Source organism: Sphingobacterium ginsenosidimutans (assembly GCF_039536865.1).
In the GTDB taxonomy this organism is placed as follows: Bacteria; Bacteroidota; Bacteroidia; order Sphingobacteriales; family Sphingobacteriaceae; genus Sphingobacterium; species Sphingobacterium detergens.
The window spans coordinates 967,321-987,619 of sequence record NZ_BAAAZK010000002.1 but is presented as its reverse complement, the minus strand read 5'-3'; the positions used below and the strand labels follow the sequence as shown (position 1 = coordinate 987,619).

At 39.5% G+C, this 20,299-nt stretch carries 16 protein-coding genes; 11 read left to right on the top strand and 5 right to left on the bottom strand.

Annotation, left to right across the window (positions count from 1 at the left end; all coding sequences use genetic code 11):
• Positions 1-147 precede the first annotated feature (147 nt).
• A complete protein-coding gene (holA, locus tag ABFX33_RS03965) occupies positions 148-1,155 on the top strand; it encodes a DNA polymerase III subunit delta (RefSeq protein WP_346084415.1) in 1,008 nt (335 codons plus the stop codon).
• Positions 1,156-1,176: 21 nt separating this feature from the next.
• On the opposite strand, the gene ABFX33_RS03960 is transcribed toward holA, so the two are convergent.
• Complete coding sequence (locus tag ABFX33_RS03960; protein WP_346084413.1) at positions 1,177-2,241, bottom strand: tetratricopeptide repeat protein; 1,065 nt, start codon at positions 2,239-2,241, stop codon at positions 1,177-1,179.
• A 241-nt stretch (positions 2,242-2,482) separates the two neighbouring features.
• Between ABFX33_RS03960 and ABFX33_RS03955 the strand changes: the two genes are divergently transcribed.
• The 6 genes from ABFX33_RS03955 to ABFX33_RS03930 all read left to right on the top strand — a co-directional run bounded on the left by ABFX33_RS03955 (position 2,483) and on the right by ABFX33_RS03930 (position 9,521).
• Positions 2,483-2,875: a DoxX family protein gene (locus ABFX33_RS03955; RefSeq protein WP_257089436.1), complete on the top strand. Its 393-nt coding sequence runs from the start codon at positions 2,483-2,485 to the stop codon at positions 2,873-2,875.
• Positions 2,876-3,341: 466 nt separating this feature from the next.
• Positions 3,342-3,959 carry a TetR/AcrR family transcriptional regulator gene (locus tag ABFX33_RS03950; protein WP_346084412.1) on the top strand — a complete coding sequence of 206 codons (618 nt, stop codon included), beginning with the start codon at positions 3,342-3,344 and terminating at the stop codon, positions 3,957-3,959.
• Positions 3,949-5,259 carry a TolC family protein gene (locus ABFX33_RS03945; RefSeq protein WP_346084411.1) on the top strand — a complete coding sequence of 437 codons (1,311 nt, stop codon included), beginning with the start codon at positions 3,949-3,951 and terminating at the stop codon, positions 5,257-5,259. The genes ABFX33_RS03950 and ABFX33_RS03945 overlap by 11 nt, the downstream gene beginning before the upstream one ends.
• A gap of 14 nt (positions 5,260-5,273) precedes the next feature.
• Complete coding sequence (locus tag ABFX33_RS03940; protein ID WP_346084409.1) at positions 5,274-6,377, top strand: HlyD family secretion protein; 1,104 nt, start codon at positions 5,274-5,276, stop codon at positions 6,375-6,377.
• A gap of 2 nt (positions 6,378-6,379) precedes the next feature.
• A complete protein-coding gene (locus ABFX33_RS03935; RefSeq protein ID WP_346084408.1) occupies positions 6,380-7,963 on the top strand; it encodes an MDR family MFS transporter in 1,584 nt (527 codons plus the stop codon).
• A gap of 337 nt (positions 7,964-8,300) precedes the next feature.
• Positions 8,301-9,521, top strand: coding sequence for a sterol desaturase family protein (locus ABFX33_RS03930; protein ID WP_346084407.1), 1,221 nt, complete (start codon positions 8,301-8,303; stop codon positions 9,519-9,521).
• Here the strand turns inward: ABFX33_RS03930 and ABFX33_RS03925 are convergent.
• From ABFX33_RS03925 to ABFX33_RS03915, 3 genes are read right to left on the bottom strand one after another with little or no spacing between them, the layout of a single operon-like run.
• Positions 9,478-10,737 carry a glycosyltransferase family 4 protein gene (locus tag ABFX33_RS03925; RefSeq protein ID WP_346084406.1) on the bottom strand — a complete coding sequence of 420 codons (1,260 nt, stop codon included), beginning with the start codon at positions 10,735-10,737 and terminating at the stop codon, positions 9,478-9,480. The two genes, ABFX33_RS03930 and ABFX33_RS03925, sit on opposite strands and share 44 nt — an antisense overlap.
• Positions 10,724-11,725: a lysylphosphatidylglycerol synthase transmembrane domain-containing protein gene (locus ABFX33_RS03920; protein WP_346084405.1), complete on the bottom strand. Its 1,002-nt coding sequence runs from the start codon at positions 11,723-11,725 to the stop codon at positions 10,724-10,726. Before ABFX33_RS03920 ends, ABFX33_RS03925 begins: the two co-directional genes overlap by 14 nt.
• A complete protein-coding gene (locus tag ABFX33_RS03915; RefSeq protein WP_346084403.1) occupies positions 11,713-12,888 on the bottom strand; it encodes a glycosyltransferase family 4 protein in 1,176 nt (391 codons plus the stop codon). The genes ABFX33_RS03920 and ABFX33_RS03915 overlap by 13 nt, the downstream gene beginning before the upstream one ends.
• Before the next feature lie 332 nt (positions 12,889-13,220).
• On the opposite strand from ABFX33_RS03915, the gene ABFX33_RS03910 reads away from it, so the two are divergent.
• On the top strand, positions 13,221-14,075 hold the full coding sequence (locus tag ABFX33_RS03910; protein ID WP_346084401.1) for an endonuclease/exonuclease/phosphatase family protein: 855 nt from the start codon (positions 13,221-13,223) through the stop codon (positions 14,073-14,075).
• Positions 14,076-14,236: 161 nt separating this feature from the next.
• Here the strand turns inward: ABFX33_RS03910 and ABFX33_RS03905 are convergent, their stop codons facing one another.
• A complete protein-coding gene (locus tag ABFX33_RS03905; RefSeq protein ID WP_346084399.1) occupies positions 14,237-15,862 on the bottom strand; it encodes an ABC-F family ATP-binding cassette domain-containing protein in 1,626 nt (541 codons plus the stop codon).
• Positions 15,863-16,132: 270 nt separating this feature from the next.
• Between ABFX33_RS03905 and ABFX33_RS03900 the strand changes: the two genes are divergently transcribed.
• The 3 genes from ABFX33_RS03900 (at position 16,133) to ABFX33_RS03890 (ending at position 20,266) form a co-directional block, all read left to right on the top strand.
• Complete coding sequence (locus tag ABFX33_RS03900; protein ID WP_346084398.1) at positions 16,133-17,119, top strand: hypothetical protein; 987 nt, start codon at positions 16,133-16,135, stop codon at positions 17,117-17,119.
• A gap of 605 nt (positions 17,120-17,724) precedes the next feature.
• Positions 17,725-18,909 (top strand): Na+/H+ antiporter NhaA, encoded by a 1,185-nt coding sequence (nhaA, locus tag ABFX33_RS03895; protein ID WP_346084396.1) that lies wholly within the window; start codon positions 17,725-17,727, stop codon positions 18,907-18,909.
• Between the two features lie 127 nt (positions 18,910-19,036).
• Entirely contained in the window at positions 19,037-20,266 is a 1,230-nt protein-coding gene (locus tag ABFX33_RS03890) for a DEAD/DEAH box helicase (protein WP_346084394.1), read from the top strand.
• Positions 20,267-20,299: the final 33 nt, after the last annotated feature.

Here is a 20,299-nt window from a genome sequence, read left to right as displayed (position 1 = left end):
ATTCTCTCACATGGTTTTTTTTGCTTTTTGCATTACTTCTTTTAATCAGTCGGTTAGATCTTTTTTGTTGAAATAAGTTGGATAATAAGTCGAATTCTAATCGCTGGGTTGCTCCGGATTTGATAGTAAAATCGTAATTTCGCCTATATGAATATAAATCCGATCTTATCCGATATAAAGAACAGATCCTTTAAGCCTGTCTACCTATTGCAGGGGGAGGAAAGCTATTTTATTGATACCATCGCGGACGCACTGGAATCTACAGTGCTAAATGATGCTCAAAAAGGCTTTGATCAATCTGTTTTTTACGGGAAGGATATTGATATTTCTACAGTGGTTAATGCGGCAAAACGATACCCGATGATGAGCGATCATCAAGTGATTATTATAAAGGAAGCGCAGGAACTGAAGTGGAAATCGGAAACGGAGGAGCTATTGACCAAATACCTTGAACATCTGACACCAACAACCATCTTGGTTTTTTGCTATAAACACGGGAAATTCGATAAGCGGAAGAAGATTTATAAGGTATTTGAAAAGGCTGGATTGGTGATCGATGCCGCTAAATTATATGATGATAAAGTAGCCCCTTGGATCGGCGGCTATCTAAAGGATGCAGGCTGGCGCATCCACCCACAGGCGGCAGCGCTGATCGCGGATTATCTCGGGAATGATCTGGCGAAGGTATCTAATGAACTGGATAAACTGATGCTCAATGTACCCAAGAGTCAGGAGATCAGCATGGACGATGTCGAACGTAACATTGGTATTTCAAAAGATTTCAATGTATTTGAGCTCAATACAGCTTTGGCAAAACGTAATGCCTTGAAAGCTTATCAGATTGTGGATTATTTTGTGGCAAATCCAAAGAATAACCCACTGGTCATGGTGATCGGGCAGGTGGCTACTTATTTTACCAAAATACTAAAATACCATTATCTCATTGATAAATCCGTTGCTGCAAAAGAATTGGGGGTGCATCCGTTTTTCCTAAAAGAATATGAATTGGCAGCCCGAAATTACAACCGTCGGAAAACTTTTGATGTACTGAATGTACTCAAAGACACTGACCTGAAATCAAAGGGCGTCAACGTACCTAGCAATTTCAATAGTGAGGAGATCCTCAAAGAAATGGTCTATCGGATCTTAAATTAGGGAATAGCAAATTGCTAAAGATTATTGTGTGTTTAAAAAAGTCATTATTCTTTGTGGAATTTTTGCCTGCAAGCCACGTTTATTCATTAGTTCGACATAGGTACGGTAATCTTTTTCCGCTTTTTTGTACGAAGATTGGCCTTTTTTGAAAAATACATCACCGCGGTTTAAATAGGCGACCTCACGCTCAGGAAAACGTTCAATTACTTTATCTAAAAAAACTTGCGCCGCATCCAGTTGATTCGTCTGCTCCAAAAAATAGCCGATCTCATTGGCCGAAAGGACATTTTTACCATGAATAGGATTTGTATTGTCAGGCTGATTCTCGTCCAGACCTGCTTCCATAAAATACTTAGCTGTAGACGCATTAAAAACTTTAGGGAGCAAAAATAGACTGTTTTTAGGTATTTCTTTGAACGATCGGAGTAAAGCTGCATAATTGCCCGGTTGGTAAGTGAGACTAATGGCCTGATTGCTGATCACTGTAGAATCATAAGGAAGACCCTCGGCGTAATAGTCATCCAAGTATACCTTGGTGTTTTTAGTATAGGTCCTATACTCTTTGCGACTTTCGCCTATATCACTTGAGCCTGATCGATTAATTTGGGCTAATTGCCAACGTTTTGGGACTGGCCGATAGACAAAGTGATAGCTTTCACTTTGACCATGGGCGTTTGGTCCCCATGAAATAGAGATTCTTACTGTATCGTTGCTAGCATTTACGTCATAATGGCTCATATTATTGCATGATGCGCAAAAGAAGGCGTTGTCATTCCTGAAGGAGAGCCGATAGTCATTTCCTTTTCTCGCGTAAAATGCCAATCCAACCCTGATGTAATCTTCAGCTCCAAAGCTCTTATAAAATTCATGCTTGAAATTAAGTGTATCAGCTTTTCTGTAAGCAACAAAAACTCCTGCAGGTGTTTTGCTTATGTTTATTTGGCTTAACTGTACCGTATCTGTATTAAAATGTTTTGCGAAATTTTCGGCTGTAAGGGCATCTACTAATCGTATGTGTCTGGGTTGAGCTACCGAAAGCAGAGATAGGCCCATGAACAGGATAAAAAAATAAGCTTTTAATGGCATGCTTTGAAAGTTTAATATTGACTCAACTGCATACAATTGTTGTTCCAATCTTTTTTCAGAGCTGAATTGGCACCGAAAATAAAAACTATTCAAATCTGCATCAATCGAAAAAAAAACAAAAAATGTTTTGTAGTTAAATAACTACATGTATATTTGTAGCCAAGTAGCTACATGTTTAAGCCTTGCTAATTTTCTAGGGGATCACAACAGATAGCCAATCGTAAACTAAAACAAAATAATAATGAAAAAGAGGGATAAAATAATTTATTGGATTGCAACCGTATGGTTGTCCTTGGGGCTGGTATCTACCGCCATTATACAAATCTTTGGGATAAAAACTGAGGGAGCAGGAGGGGTGCAAAATGTAGATCATCTAGGTTATCCGGACTATATCCTCCCACTACTGGGAATCTGGAAAATATTAGCAGTCGTAGCATTGCTATCTCCAAAGAGACCTCTATTGAAAGAATGGGCTTATGCGGGTATTTTCTTCACGGTAACGGGTGCTTTATATTCACACATTGTTGTTGGGGATTCTTTTGGCCTCATAGCTCCGGCACTACTTTATCTGGTCCTGATTGCTGTGTCCTGGTATTTTAGGCCCAGTGAGAAGAAGTTTTTATACAACCATTAGTCTTATTCTTATCAGTCGCCTATACTGTTTGCCCGAACATTATAGGCGGCTGGGGATCGGACTTATACTTTTTATAGTGCTATTTTTCTGCCGCTTCACCCAATAGCGATATATAAACAAACCATACATTCGGTAATGGTCTTTCCAGCAGCTCAACCCCTTTTTGAAGCTATGATTGACTCTATTCTATTTTTTGTGTACCCTTTTTCTTTCATAAGATCTGTATTCTATTTGAAATAGCAATAAATGGGTTTTATTTTTTAAAATATTAATTCGTTGTAAAATAATATGTTAGATCTTTTTTGGCTGTCTGAATCCAGATTTCGGTGTATTTTTTTACATAAATTTAATAATTAAACACTTGTTTAAATTAAACGTTTGTTTAACTTTGCTTCGCATTTAACAAATGATGATTTTATCCTTCAAAACAGTGGGTGCAATTATCTATAAAAAGATCAAGTTTTAAATGGAATTTAACGAGAAGCAAATAGATATCCTCCTTGCCGCAGAGCGACTTTTTGCAACAAAAGGCTTTGATGGAGCTTCAGTGCGGGACATTGCGCAGGAGGCCAATGTCAATGTAGCCATGATCAACTATTATTTTGGATCGAAAGACAAATTGCTAGAAACCTTTTTTGAGTGGCGTGTTCCAGATTTTATGATCAATGTGGATGAGCTTTCTTTGGTTGGAAATGCACTCGACAAAGTGGATGTGATGGTTGATCGGTATGTCAAATCGATGAACTCTCATCGGAAACTCTACCGTGTTATTGCAATAGAAAGCACCTTAAAACAACGGATGTTGACATCTGATGCTTTTAAAAAATTGAAGATACATAATCTGGAGGTCATCACTTCGATCATTAACAGTGGCATTGAAGAGGGGGTGTTTAAAGCGGGCAATGATCCTATTTTGATTCATTCGATGATGATGGGGACTTTTATGAATTTTCAGATGAACCAGGTCTTTTTACAGGATCAACTGGGTATAGCCGATGATGATGGCTATGGTCGATATATTGAAACAACATTAACAGAATTTATACAGAAAACAATTAAAGCTTTATTGACATATGAAAAATAAGTTGGCCAATTTAAGTGCTTTATTGCTTTTGAGTCCTCTGGGTTTGCTGGCACAAGACAACAAACACCTGAGCTTGGAAGAAATAATTCACATGGCTGCAAACCAAAGTGTGGAAGCGAAAACTGCCGATACCAAAATATTGGGAAGACAGCTAGAGGTCGAGAGTGCCAAATCGAAACAGCTTCCTGATGCGAAATTGAGCGCGCAATACATGGCGATGACCACACCGAATGTGGATCTGAAGTTGGCACTTGGTGGAGGTGGTTCGGCTCCGGATATCGCAGCAAATCAGCTGTGGCTGGGGCAGGCATCTGTCAGCATGCCTATTTATACCGGGGGGAGGATTAAAGGGGGAATAGCGATCGCAAAAGATGCGCTACAGGCCGAACAATGGAACGCTGTAGCAAGTAAAGAACAATTGGCTTCACGTGCGATTGCACTTTATCTGAATTTATATAAAGCACAGCAAACCAATTTGTTGATCGCTGAAAATATTAAGCAGTCTGAGCAACGTGTTTCAGACTTTAAAGCGATGTTGGATAATGGGCTGATTGCAAGAAATGATCTGCTTAAAGCGGAATTGCAGCTGTCTAATTATCAGGTATCGCTCCAGGAAGCGCAGAAGAACATTAAAGTGCTAAATTATCAATTGGCCAATTTGCTAAAAATTGCGGAGGATACGCAATTGGATCAGATTAATCTGGCTGAGGTAACTGGAATTGATCTCGGATTGAAAGCTTCTTATGAAACTGCAAAAACTGAGCGATCGGATCTAAAATCGTTAGCTTCTCAACGTAAAGTTGCCGAAGATCAATTGAAAGTGACCAAGTCTTCGACATTGCCAATGGTTTCGGCAACGGCAGGTTACAATGCTTTTGGTCTACAGAAGGTGGTTACGGTAACCAACGCGGCAATGGTAGGTGTTGGGGTATCTTATGATATTGGTTCTTTGTATAAGAACAAAAGGGAGGTCAATGTCGTCAAAAATCGGATCAAGGAAATTGATGAGAATCTGGAACTGCTCAACGATCGGGTAAAGGTTCAGGTGCAACAGGCAAATGAAAACTACATGTTGGCCCAGAAACAGGATGTGGTGTACCATCAGGCGGTAGATCAGGCCGTTGAAAATTATCGCATCACAAAGGATAAATATGATAATGGTATTGCGGATACGGACGACTTATTGACCGCTGATGTACAACAGCTTCAGAGCAAAATAAATTTAGCGATAAGCAAGGCAAACACAATTGAAAAATACTATGACCTGCAATTGGCAAATGGGTCGTTAAACATTAAATAGCAATTAATCTAGACATGGAAAATACAGTTGAAAACGCACCTGAAAAAAAGGGTACAAATAAAAAATTTACAATTATTCTAGCCGCTTTGGTCATCTTTGGCGGGGCTTATGGTGGTTATAAATACTTGCATGGTCAAGCACATGAGACCACGGACGATGCGCAGGTTGAGAAAAATATGAGTCCGATCATCCCTCGGGTTGGTGGATTTATTTCCAAGGTTTACGTCAAGGATAACGATTTGGTGAAGAAAGGGGATACCTTGTTCACAATCGAAAGCCAAGATTATCAAGTTCGAGTAGATGAAGCTGCAGCAGCATTGGCGGCTGCGGAAAGTAGCTTTGATGTATCAAAAGCGGACGTATCAGCATCATCTGCCAATGTAGCGATTTCTGACGCAACAATACAGTCCAATTCGGGCAGCATTGATGCAGCACGTATCCGTGCGAAACAGGCGAATAACGATTACATTCGTTACCAAAATTTATATAACAATCAGTCGATTACAAAACAGCAATATGAGCAAGCTTTGACGACCAAGTTGGAAGCGGATAAACAAGTCGAAATCCTGCAACAACAACGTAATGCCAGTGCTTCTCAACGTAATGCAATCGTGAGTAAGACTACAGTAGCTTCTAAGCAAACCTCTGTGGCTGAGGCGAATATAAAAAGAGCGAAAGCGCAATTGGAAGCTGCAAAATTAAATCTTTCATATACTGCAGTATTGGCGTCAGTAGATGGTCAGGTATCCAATATCAAAGTGCAGCCAGGTCAGATGATCAACCCTGGTCAGTCTTTATTTTACATTGTTGATAATATTGAAACTTGGGTCGTAGCGAATTTTAAAGAGACACAATTACAAAAAATGAAACCGGGCCAAAAGGTGGGTATTAAAGTGGATGCTTATCCAAATATCGAATTTGAAGGTGAAGTCAATTCATTTTCCCCAGCTACAGGTTCACGTTTCTCCTTGCTGCCTCCGGATAATGCGACGGGTAACTTTGTGAAGACGGTACAACGTTTACCGGTAAAAATCAAATTGTCAAAAGATAATAAAGCTGAAAATGTGGCTTTGCTCAGACCGGGCATGAATGCTGACGTAGATGTGCATGTTCAATAACTATGGAAAATTTAAATCAACAAGATAGTCTGGTTGAATATGGTTTTCGACGCGTAGTCATCACGATTACGGCTGTGCTCTGTGCCCTGCTGGAAATCGTGGATACGACGATTGTGAATGTGGCCCTAAACGATATGAAAGGTTCGTTGGGGGCAACATTGACAGACGTGGCCTGGGTTATTACGGCTTATGCCATAGCAAACGTAATCGTTATTCCAATGACCAGTTGGTTGTCCCAACAGTTTGGAAGACGTAATTACTTTGCGGCGTCAATTGTCATATTTACAGTATCTTCATTTTTATGTGGTAATGCGACCAATATCTGGGAGCTTGTTGCATTTCGCTTTTTGCAGGGGATGGGTGGGGGAGCCTTGTTGGTGACTGCTCAGACCATTATCACCGAAAGTTACCCGAAAGAGAAACGGAGTATGGCGCAAGCGATTTACGGTATGGGGGTGATCATTGGACCAACCTTGGGTCCACCATTGGGTGGTTATATCATAGACAATTTCTCCTGGCCTTATATTTTTTATATCAATGTACCATTGGGAATTATAGCCACTTTGCTCACACTGTCCTTTGTACGTAGTCCGAAATATAGCCAGAAGCAATCGGCAAAAGAGGTGGATTGGTTTGGTATGATCTTTTTGATTATGTTTATCGGTTCACTCCAGTTTGTATTAGAACATGGTCAACAGGACGATTGGTTTGATGATCCATTAATTTTAGGATTATCGATTTTGTCTGTATTTGGCTTATTGTTCTTCATCTGGCGAGAGCTGGTATATGACAAACCCATTGTTAACCTAAGGGTATTGCGTGATAAAAACCTACAGGTAGGGGTTGTGATGAGTTTTATCCTTGGATTTGGTTTATTTGGATCGACTTTTATTATTCCGATCTATACACAATCCATATTGGGGTGGACCGCAACAGACGCAGGTTTGCTCCTGTTACCAAGTTCAATCATGACCGGAATCATGATGCCTTTTATTGGTAAAATGATCCAGAATGGTGTTCCGCAGAAATATATGGTAGCGGTGGGTTTGAGCATTTTCTTCGGCTTTTGTTTCTGGATGTACAGCCTGATGACAAATGATACGGGTTCGGAACACATGTTTTGGCCACTTATCCTCCGTGGGGTAGGCTTGGGGCTGCTATTTGTGCCAGTAATGACCTTATCGCTATCTACTCTTCACGGTAAGTCGATCGGCGAGGGAGCGGCATTTACTGGTATGATGCGTCAACTTGGCGGTTCATTCGGTATTGCGTTGATCACAACATTTATTGCACGTGACTCTCAAAAGCATCGTGTAGACCTGGTCGCTAACCTGGATCCCAGTAAGTTTGAGGTACAACAACGTGTGCAACAATTGCAAATGAGTTTTCAGGCGAAAGGCTTTGCCCCAAATGAGGCACTGGCCAAAGCTCACCAGATACTTGACATGACTGTCATGAAACAGGCTACGGTATTGTCATACATGGATGTGTTTCTGTATTTAGGGGTTGTATTTTTAATCTGTGTACCTTTTGTACTGATGATCAAACAGGGCAAAACCCAGGTGGATATGTCAAGTGTGCACTAGCGATCGTAAGGAATACGTTATTCTCGAATTTATATAATTTGATAAGCCCTCAGAAATTTTTTTTGAGGGCTTTTTTGTGGAAACACCTGTTTTTATTAATTCTTATTTTTTAATTAAGGTATCAATGGGCTCGCTATACCCGGATGATTGGGGAGCAAGAACCTTCAGTCGATTTTCATAACTGTTGATGCTCGTGGGAGAATACGGGTTTTATAAACAGAAAAATATAAAATGAAAACCTGATTCGGAATAGATTGTTAATTAATAAAAAAATCTTTGGAATTTATTTCCACAAGGTGGTCGATACAAAGAAGTTATTATTTCAAAATAAGCAAGCATGGATACAGGGAGACTTAATTTTTTAGCTTTTATTATTCCTTTGTTTTTGGTGTTGATGCTGTTGGAGTATTGGTATAGTCTGAAGAAACAAAAGCGATATTATACCTTTGATGAATCTATCGCTAATCTTAATGTCGGTATCGTCGAACGCATGTGCGACATGTTTTCAGTTAGCTTATTCTACTTTTTCTTTGTGTGGATCTATCAAAAATTTGCAATCTTCCATATTGAAGCCAACCTTTGGACATGGATCCTACTTTTTCTATTCACAGATTTTTTGTGGTATTGGTATCATCGTTACAGTCATGAGATCAACCTGTTATGGGCAGCACATGTGGTTCATCATCAAAGTGAAGATTATAATTTTACCGTTGCAGCAAGGATTACTATTTTTCAGGCAGTATTTCGTTCCTTGTTTTGGGCCTTTATTCCACTTTTGGGTTTTCCACCTTTTATGATGACCGCAATCCTATTGGTTCATGGTGTATATCCATTTTTTTCTCATACGCAAACGGTGGGTAGTTTGGGTATTCTTGAAAAAATTCTTGTCACCCCATCTCATCACCGTGTACATCATAGTAGCAATGAGATTTATTTGGACAAGAACTATGGTGATATTTTGATTATTTGGGATAAAATGTTTGGAACTTTTATTGCTGAGAAGAAAGAAGAACCCTGTGTCTATGGGCTGACCAAACCCATTCATCGGTACACGTTCCTTTGGCAGCATTTTCATTATCTTTTTGAAATAGGGATGTCTTTTAATCGTGCGAAGGGATTTAGAAACAAGATTCGGACGATATTTGGCCGCCCCGATGACATACAACCAGAAATTAGGGACGAATTGGAACAGAAAATCTTTGCGGGAACCAAAGTTCAGGTACACGGAAAGAAATTGAGTCAATATATTTTTTTCCAATCGATGCTAACCATGGGACTTCTGTTTTTCTTTTTACTTTATGGTAGTTATCAAAATATTGTACAATTGCTTGTTGGTGGTCTTTTTATTTTGTGTAGTGTCATCTGTATCGGTGGATTGTTGGAACATGAGAAATGGGTCTTTCCGCTTGAAATGCTGCGTCTTTTTCTGTTGTTATTCTTTATAACAATTACTTTCTTTTCTTTTCCAGTACTGCTTGTCTTCTCAGCATGCATCATAACGCAGTTGATATTCTTTAAACCAATAAAACATTACTACGAACGGATTCTTCATTTGTGAAAGAGCTAAGTTTATCGTCTGGTTGCGGTTTTTGGCAGAGCCCGAAGAAGGTATGACAATAGCTTCTGGCCATGATATCCCAGCTAAAATCAGCATTGGTATTGTTCTTAAATTGCTGTCCAAGATTTTGATAATGGTCGGGATTATCCAAAATGGATTGCAATTGCCCGATCCAGGCATCCGTATCCTGAGTGTTGAGCAAAAGACCGTTGTGGTTATGTGTAATTGCGCTCGTGATTCCTTCCAATTCGGAGGCTACAACAACAGCGCCCGCTGAAGATGCTTCAAGACAAACCAGGCCGAAACCTTCCATATCTCCCGGTACGTGGATATTGGGCATCAGGAACGCCTTCGCATTTGCAAGAAGATGTTTTAATTGGGCGAAGGGAACCTTCCCTAGATGCTGGATTTTTTCGGGATAGGCTTTCAATAATCTGCGCATTTCTTGTTGATCAGTTGGATGCCCCAAAAATAAGGTGGACAGATGGTAGAGTTTAGCTGGTAAGAGATTGAGCAGACGCTCTTTCAAGGTTGGTCTTTGATCAAATGGCCCGACCATCAGGAGCTTGAAATTGCCATGAAGGGCAGGAATGACATGCTGCATTAGCCAGGAGAACCCTTTGCGCTTTACTGGCCTTCCAAGTGTGATAAAGTAAGGCGGAGGTGGCGTATTCCCCTTTAATTGAAGATGCTCAGTTTCGGTGAAATCCCTGTGCTTATCTGGTATTAAAGCAGTGTTGGGAAGGGCAGGATCTACTCCATTTGGGATAACTGAGATTCTGGAAGAATCAATACCACGCGATTGAGCGGCGTTGGCGGTGGCCTGACTGACCGCAATAACCTGATCAAATGTATTGAAGCGGGGGATTACTTTATGTTGGAAATAAGGAAATGGAAAAACAATATCAAGACCATGAAGGGTGACAACTTTTTTTAAATGATCGTAGCCCTTGTGAAAAGATGCTAAAGCAGCGATTAATCCATCGTTAAAATGAAGAAGCCGAATGCCGGGATTATCTTTAATTTTGGATAGAATACGTTGATTTAGGCGAAAGAAGAACGTCAAAATGGACTCTTCGTTGTCATAAACGATTGTATGTACTTTGAGATAGAGCGCAGCATTATTAATGAGCTCAAAGCTCTGTTTTTCCATCCCTCCAACCGCAGGTGGATATTTATGGCTGATAAACAAAATTTCTATTTCAGATGGTAACATGTATGGTTTTTCTTTTGATACATAGATAAAATATAGCGCCAATAGCTGTCCAGAATACCTGGCGGCCACGACGTAGGAGAGAGACACTCAACCAGATACTTCCACCTGAAATTCCAATCGTGCTAAGCAGTAGTTTGTTGGATATTTCCTCAACGCCCAGTTGACCGGGAATAAATGCGCCTGCACTCTTAAATAGGATGACGCTCATGTCTAAAATTAATCCGTGAATAACCCTGACATCGACAGCCAGAAATTTTAAGATCAGATAGAATTCCAGGCTACCAATTAGCCAATGCAGCGCAAACAGCAGGTAGGAGTACCAAAATACTTTATTTTGTTGTTGATAGAAGTCTTTCGTATCCCAAAGGAATTTCTGGAGCTGATTTTTTGCTTTCGATACAAATGAAGTATCAGCAGAGTTATTTTTAGGTGTTGTTTTGGTGGAAACTAGCCAGTAGAATATTAAGACTACAAATAGCAACAATACTACGCATACGACATAGATAGCGTATCCCGTATACTGCATCACCTTGTTTTTTAAGGGCGAAAGCATCAGCCAGATCATGGCCAGTAAGAAAATACTTAATTGGGAAAGTATGGCTGTAATGCGTGAGATGGCGACCGAGCTGAGTCCCTGCTGTAAAGGGATGTCATATCGGGTTATCAGCTCGGCTTTCAGTAAATCGCCGGCAATAATACTGGTGGGATTAAAGAGTCCAACAGTTTCGCCAATTTGACGTACGGCAAAAAGTTCTAAAATATTAATCTTTTTTTTGGAAGTGTCCAGACAAACCCACCAGGCTAGCGTTCCAAAAAGATAGGCAACTAAAGTCGTAAATACGATAAAAATAAAGCGATAGCCAATCGTTGACAGCTCTTTTTTCAACGCCGAAAGATCGCTGTGGATTACAAAAATTATCATAGATGTCAAGATCAGAAGTAAGAAGACAGCTTTGATCAATTGACGGGATGTTATTAATTTGCCCATGCGAGGTCTGCGTCTTGCGTTTTTTCAGCAAGTAATTCAATATCATCAAAGTACTGTTGGGATAATCGTGTCCAATCTAATTGGCCTACATAAGAAAGACCGGCTGTAATCAGATTTTTTCTTAGCACGTTGTCAGAGAGAATTTTCTTTAAATAATAGACATACCCAGCTGCATTTTCAGGCTGACATTTAAACCCGGTAACCCCGTGTTGAATTAGCGATGCTGAACCGCCACCATCAGCGATCACACATGGAAGACCCGATGCCAATGCTTCGACTACAACGTTGCCATAGGTTTCTGAAACTGAAGGAAAGACAAATACATCTGCTGATGCATACAGTACCGCAAGTTCCTGATGTGTCTTTTTTCCTAGAAAAATAGCATTAGGCATTTCTTGCATTGCTGTTACTTTGGCCGTTCCTTCCCCGACAACGATAAAATTGTAGTCCAGTTGTTGGGCTTGTATCTGCTGATAGATATCGATCAGCGTTTTGATATTTTTCTCCCAAACGATCCGACTAACAAATAATACCGTTGGTTTATGATTTTTGGTCAGTTGTTGAATATAACTGCTATTCTTTTTTTGAGGTGTAAATAATTGTGTATCAATGCCCCTTTGCCAAAGTTTTAAGCCGTCCTGTTCAAGCCCAATCTGTTGGAGCTCAGTTAAGATAGACTTGGTGGGAACATAGACAATATCACATTTGTTATAAAAATTGTTCATCGCCCGTTTCATCCATTGTTCGGTGGGTTTGACCAGCGGGAGGATATTTTTGAAGTAGTAGGCTATATAGGATATAAAATGTGTGTGGTAGATCGTTAATACGGGTATATTTCTACGTTTGGCATAATTTAACGCAAAAAAACCGAGAAGAGATGGTGTAGCGATGTGAATGATGTCCGGCGCGAATTCATCCAAAGCCAGTTCGAGCTTTTTTTTGATAAGCTGCGGAATAGCCAGACAATAATCTTCATTGACTGGTATTTTAAATGTAGGCACTTTGTACGAATGAAAGTCCCGGAATTGTGTGGGGCCACCACCATAAATAAAGAAATACTTAAAATTCTGTTGATCAATACGGTTTATCAGCTGAAACATTGTTCGAGATGCACCGTCGAAATCCTCAACGAGTATTTCTGTAAAGAAGGCTACCTTTCTCATTTTATTCTTATTAGGGGTTTCATAAAAATATTCGAAAAGGATAACTCAAAAGCTATTTTGATATTAATCTTTTATCATTAAAGTGTTTATAAATTGTTTGTTATTAATGATTTGTAAATAATTTTTATAAATAAAATTAATTTAAGAATATAGTTAAGCTAATCTTGGGGCTTTACTTTTGGAATGAACAAATTATTCAGTCCATGTTGTTAGATTTATTGTTCGAAAGGAAAACTAGACTTAAAGGTCTTCGTAAAGTTCTTATTTTATCTGTTTGTGCTTCTGCAGGCATCATGTTGGGATTCAAATTGAAACCTAAACAAGTTAGACCAATGAACATGGTGTATGTCGATATGCCTGATGCCAGCGAGGGAAAGCTTAATTTATTAACTTATAATATTGCCGGTCTTCCAGAGTTAATTTCAAGCGCTGTAACGGAAAGAGTTTCGAGTATTACTTCCATTGGCGAGCTGGTAAATCCCTTTGATATTGTGAACGTGCAAGAGGATTTCAATTACAATAAATTTTTATACAGCAAGAATAGACATAGTTATCGAACGGAAAACATGGGCGGTGTACCTTTTGGTGATGGATTGAGTACGTTGTCGAAATATCCGATCCAAGACTTTGAGCGCGTAAAGTGGGATGCTTGTAATGGAGCGGATTGCTTGACTCCCAAAGGTTTTTCCTATGCACGCATTCAATTGGCAAAAGAGGTTTTTATTGATGTTTACAATGTACATGCAACAGCTCAGGATGATCCTAATGCGGCAATAGCACGTCAGAAAAACCTGAATCAATTGAAAAGCTATATTCAAAAGAACTCCGCAGGACAGCCTTTGTTAATCATGGGAGATTTTAATGCTCATTATGCGTACGCATTGGATAATATTGTTTCCTTTCAGGGAGAACTAGGTTTGGTAGATGCATGGGTGAATTTGAAAAATAGGGGTAAGATCCCTCAAAGCAAGCAAAACTTTGTTGCCATGGCCGCATTGGAATTAACAGATGACTGTGAGGGCATTGATAAGATCTATTACCGTAATAATGATCGGATGGTATTTGAAGCAAAGAACTATCAGGTTCAAAAGAAACTTTTTCAAAATAGGGCGGGGCAGGATCTGTCTGACCATTGTGCGGTATCGCTACAATTGGGGTGGCATCTAATAAAGCCTTCAATTCAGTAGACTTTCTCAATTCTTTCATATCAATCGCGATTAGCACTGAGTCCCCTTCAGTGCTTTTTTGTATTTTGGCATTTTTCGAATACCAGAATAGGAGGGCACCTATAAATAAAAAGCCCCATAAAATAAATTATGGAGCCTTTATAAAATTGGGATAAATTATCTTATTTATACATCTCTGCGCGTTGTGCTTTTACAACATCGCTATTGATGTATTCATCATAGGTCATCAACTTGTCGATGATTCCTTTTGGTGTCAATTCAATGATTCTGTTTGCAACAGTCTCAGTCAACTCGTGGTCACGGGATGTGAATAACATTGATCCTTTAAAGTCTGACATACCATTGTTCAATGCTGTAATTGATTCCAGATCCAAGTGGTTGGTCGGTTCATCAAAAACCAAGAAGTTAGCCCCCTGTAACATCATTCTTGAAAACATACAACGCATTTTTTCACCCCCGGAAAGGACAGAAACTTTTTTCATTACTTCTTCACCGGAGAATAACATTTTTCCTAAGAATCCACGTAGGAACTGCTCATCCGCTTCAGGGTTTGTTGTATAGTCTCTTAACCAATCGACCAAATTTTCATTTTTACCTTCAAAAAACGCTGCATTTTCAATTGGCATATCAGCAGGAGTGATGGTAATACCCCATTTGAATTCCCCACCGAAGTCAGTGTCTCTACCTGTGATAATATCGTAAAAGGCAGTTGTGATTAGGGAATTAGGCCCCAACACCGCAATTTTATCACCTTTATTAATCATAAATGTGATATCCTTGAAGAATACCTCACCGTTGACCGTTTTGCTTAAACCTTCTACTTGTAATGTTTGGTCACCCGGTTCGCGGTTCATGGTATTGAACATGATCGCAGGATATTTACGGTTGGAAGGTTTGATCTCATCAATATTGATCTTATCCAAAGCTTTCTTACGGGAAGTAGCTTGTTTTGATTTGGAAGCATTGGCTGAGAAACGACGGATAAATTCCTGAAGTTCCTTAACCTTGTCTTCCATCTTTTTGTTTTGATCAGACCGTTGTTTTAACGCTAATTGTGAAGATTCGTACCAGAACGAGTAGTTACCTGTATAGATGGTCATTTTACCAAAGTCGATATCAACAGTGTGTGTACACACTGCATCCAAGAAGTGACGGTCGTGGGATACAACGAGTACAATTGCTTCATAAGTAGCCAAAAAGTCTTCTAACCACGCAATTGTATTGATGTCCAAGTCATTGGTAGGCTCATCGAGAATCAAGATATCTGGATTACCGAATAGTGCCTGTGCCAATAAGACACGTACTTTTTGATTACCATCAATTTCAGATACTAACTTGTAGTGAAGCTCTTCTTTAATGCCTAAGCTACTCAATAGGGTAGCTGCATTGGATTCTGCATTCCATCCGTCCATTTCTGCAAAAAGACTTTCGAGTTCACCGGCACGTTCACCATCTGCATCAGAGAAATCCTCTTTCATGTAAATAGCGTCTTTCTCTTTCATGATTTTGTAAAGCTCTTGGTTACCCATCATGACAGTTTCCAACACTGTATATTCATCGAAAGCATAGTGATCCTGACTCAATACAGACATACGTTCGCCAGGCGTGAATGCCACCGAACCTGTAGAGGGATCAACTTCGCCAGAAATAATTTTTAAGAAAGTAGATTTACCAGCTCCATTGGCACCAATAATGCCGTAACAGTTGCCAGGTGTAAATTTTAAATTGACATCTTCGAATAGTACACGTTTACCATAACGAAGGGAGAGATTTGACACGTTAATCATGCTGCAAAGATACGTTTTAATCTTGTATTTTTTAACTATTTGCAAACATCAATTCCTTATCAAATAACCCGAATAATGGATCGTGAGAAATATCGCTTTCCAAGCGATTGACCAACGAAAGAAAAATATGAAATATAAAATTTGAGACAGTCCAGATGATCGTATATCATTGAAAAAGATGCACACCAGATTAATAAATTATGAATTGGGATTTTGCTAATAAATTGGCTTCTTTTTTGTGGCTTTAGCGTCGAAATGAAAAGAATAATTATGAAAAGAAATAGCATTACGTATGCTTTAGTACTCGTTGCTGCTTTTTTGCTGAATTTGCAGGGTGCCTATGCTCAATTTGGTGGATTGCTTGACAAAGCAAGTAAGGCAGTTGCTTCGAAAGGGAGTAAAGCGTTAGGGTTAGACAAGCTTTTAAAGGAACCTGAGGCGATAAGCACAAGTTTTGAGGATGTAAATCGGAAAGGCGAACAGATGCCTGATTTTCAAAATACAGCTACTTATAAGCCATTGGAAAATTTGCAGAAAAATGGCCAGGACGGCTATTTGCTTGAAGCTGGCCATTTTGAAATGACCAACAAAAGCTATTGCTTAAAGGCAGGGACTTATGCACCATCTAAGGGGGATGGCTATATGTATGCGCCTACATTAGGGAAAAAGCGGGAGGTTGTCATCGCTATCTTGAAAAGCGCGGAAAAACATCCGGAAGTTGAACAATCATCAATACAGATGTTATTATGGACAATTATTGCTAAAACTAAATTTATAGACTATTCCGGGGAGGTCAAGGAAACCGCATTGCGGTTATTGACACCGGAGCAATTATTAATGCTAGAAGGTGGCGCGCTAGGTATATTGCCGTTTGATGTGGTGCAAAAGGCTAAAGACCAGATGCCTCCAGCTGTGCAAGCGATATTTGAAGCAGAAAATAATATCAGACAGCTGGTTTCTTCAGGCAACTATTCTTATGCTGAGTTTGAAAAGTACGCAATTATGGCAGGTATGGCCGAACCTCGTACGGATGTTCCGAGTGGAATCTGGACACTTCATCCCGATGGCTACTATGTGCGTTATTTTCCAAGCGGTTACTCCGTAACCAAAGTACAGGTGTATGTACCGGAGGAACTGATCACGAAATTGAAAGGTAAAAAATTGGTTTATGATGCGACAGATGATATTGCTTGTCCAGCGAATACAGGATCGCAACGTTTGGCACAGACAAATGAGCCGATTAAACACAATGAATGATGTGGATAAACAAGGGGATGAATTTATTTCGATAGAAATTCAGGGAGAAACAATAAGGGAGATCAATTGATCTCCCTTATTCATTAAATTTCCTCTTTTGCCTTCTGTATAATATAAAAACGATGACAATAATTGCTACGATCCCTAAAATGATATAATGGGAGCCTGATTGTTGTTGATGTTGGGTTGTATCCTCTGTCGTCTGCGCATATGTAAAATTTGCTACGAAAAGAAGCACCATGAAAATCCACTTCTTGCACATAATAAACGGTTTATTAACTATAGTAGCAAGCTAACTATTTTTTGCAATAAAGACAAATTAATTTTACAAAAATGACAATATCTAAATGTGGTTTTATATACTTTGTAACGTAAGCTGTTGATTTTGCGAAGTATGTATGTTTTGAGAGGGGAATTTAAAGTCAAATTACCCCTATAATTGATAAAGTTGTTGTTAAAATTTTGGATTTGGAGCGGCACGGTGAAAAAGAAGTTTTTTTTAGTGTACTAATGGAATATATTCAGGTAATGCCGCTCAAAAGGTGCATTAATGGTCGTAAAGTCGTATATTGTAAACCTTTTAAGCGTTTAAAGATATTATTGTCATGTCAAAACTTATTAATTTAACTGTCTTTAGAGAATTTTTGAAATCTAGCTTTGCTGGTGGGATTATTCTGTTTTCCTGTGTTATCTTGGCACTCATTGTAGCGAATACATCGCTATATGGATCGGTAATGGACTTTCTTCTTCGGGAGGTGGGACTTGAAACGGATAATATCCATTTAAAATATTCATGGCTCTTATGGATCAACGATGGGCTGATGGCTATTTTCTTCCTCTTAGTCGGATTGGAAATCAAAAGAGAAATTGTTGAGGGAGAATTATCTTCAGCAAGTAAGGCTGTTCTTCCTATTCTGGCAGCAGTAGGGGGAGCTCTCCTGCCAGCGGCAATCTATTTTGTGATCAATAAAGATGCGGGCGACACCGCACACGGATGGGGGATACCAATGGCTACGGATATCGCATTTGCACTTGCTGTTATCACACTTTTGGGAAATAAAGTTCCGGCAAGTCTCAAGATCTTTTTAGCAGCTTTGGCTATTGTAGATGATTTGCTTGCGATCTTAGTCATTGCTTTGTTCTATAGCAGTGGAATTCATGCGACCTATCTATTTATTGCGCTGGGAATATTTGCTTTTCTGATTATTCTAAATAAACTTGGTGTAAAAGCCCTATGGGCCTACCTTATTCCGGGGGTATTCATTTGGTATTTTATCCACCATTCGGGCATTCATGCGACTATAGCCGGTGTTTTGGTTGCCATGACGTTACCCACAACGCCAGATGAAAAAGAATCGCCATTGGAAAAACTGGAGCATCTACTGACCAAGCCTGTAAATTTTATAATCATTCCTTTATTTGCTTTCGCAAATACATTAATTCCAATTCATGCTGAAATGGTTGGCGGTTTAACGTCCAAATTGGGGCTGGGTATTATTGCGGGATTGATTGCAGGAAAATCAATTGGTATATTTGTGATTTGTTTTATTGCTAAAAAAATGAAAATAGCGCAACTTCCAGAAGGTGCAAGTTGGCCGCAGATATTCGGTGTTGGTTTATTAGGAGGTATTGGTTTTACCATGTCTATCTTCATATCTATCTTATCCTTTGACGATGCCTTTTTGATTGAGGAAGCCAAATTTGCGGTGCTCATTGCTTCTCTTTGTGCAGGTATATTAGGATACACATTGTTGAGATTGGCTGATACTTCCAAAAGTAACTTAGGTTAAAATAACGAAGATTCGCTAGGAGAGTTCTCAGGATATATTTTCTATGTAACTCCTAGCGTAACAAATGCTGACATCATATATAGATTAGTTTTAGTAACTTAGCGCATATTTAATAAAATAATAAAATTTGAGATTTACTGAATTTGGTTTTGTTCCGGAATTGGAAGAGGGCTTAGAAAGCATGATGTTTGAAGAGGCGACGCCTATTCAGGAACAGACAATCCCCATCATTAAGAAGGGTAGTGATATGATTGCCTGTGCGCAAACAGGTACCGGTAAAACGGCGGCATATATGTTGCCAATTTTAGATGCTGTTGCGAGAGACGCAAAGGAGTTTATTCGCGCGATTATCCTGGTTCCGACAAGGGAATTGGCACTGCAAATAGATCAACAGATCATGGGCATGTCTTATTACACAGGGGCGACATCCATCTCCATATATGGAGGCGGAGATGGAATGGGCTACGAACAACAGAAACGAGCTATTCGGGAAGGGGTTAATATTATTGTTGCTACCCCCGGCCGATTAATCAGCCATCTTACGTCGATGAAAGTCGATTTAACTCATCTGACGCATTTCGTACTGGATGAAGCGGATAGCATGTTGGATATGGGCTTTCAAGATGATATATTGCGTATCGTCAGTTACTTACCTAAGAAAAAGCAAATGTTGCTTTTTTCAGCAACTATGCCCCTCAAGATCAGAAATTTTGCGAGAAAGATTCTTTATCAACCTGTTGAGGTCAATATCGCCATTTCAAAACCTTCAGAGGGTATAGACCAGCGCGCATATCTGGTATATGATAAGCAAAAAATGGATCTTTTAAAGATCATCTTACAGGATGTTAATTATGTTTCTGTGATCATCTTTGCCTCGCAAAAAACTACAGTTAAATTACTGGCGCAAGAACTTCAAAAACAGGGTATAGATGCCGAAGGCTTTCACTCAGATCTTGAGCAGGCTAAACGTGAGGATATCATGAGCAGATTTAGATCACGTCAGGTGCGGGTACTTGTGGGAACAGATGTTATCTCACGTGGTATCGATATCGTAGGTATCAGTCTGGTCGTAAACTACGATGTCCCACCAGATCCCGAAGATTATGTACACCGTATCGGACGTACTGCACGTGCAGCGACAACGGGTACAGCGATTACTTTTGTGAATGATAAAGATCAGCAGCGCTTTTTTCAGATCGAAAACCTGATCGGTTATCCCGTAGAACAAATCGCTTTGCCGGAAGGCTTTGAAGCTGGGCCCGAATATAATCCGGCGAAGAAAAGCAGCAATCCACAAAATCGAAGACGTTTCAATAAGAACAAAAATAAAAATTACCAAAAACAGAAAAGAGCTTAATGATAAATTAAGCTCTTTTCTGTTTTTACCCAA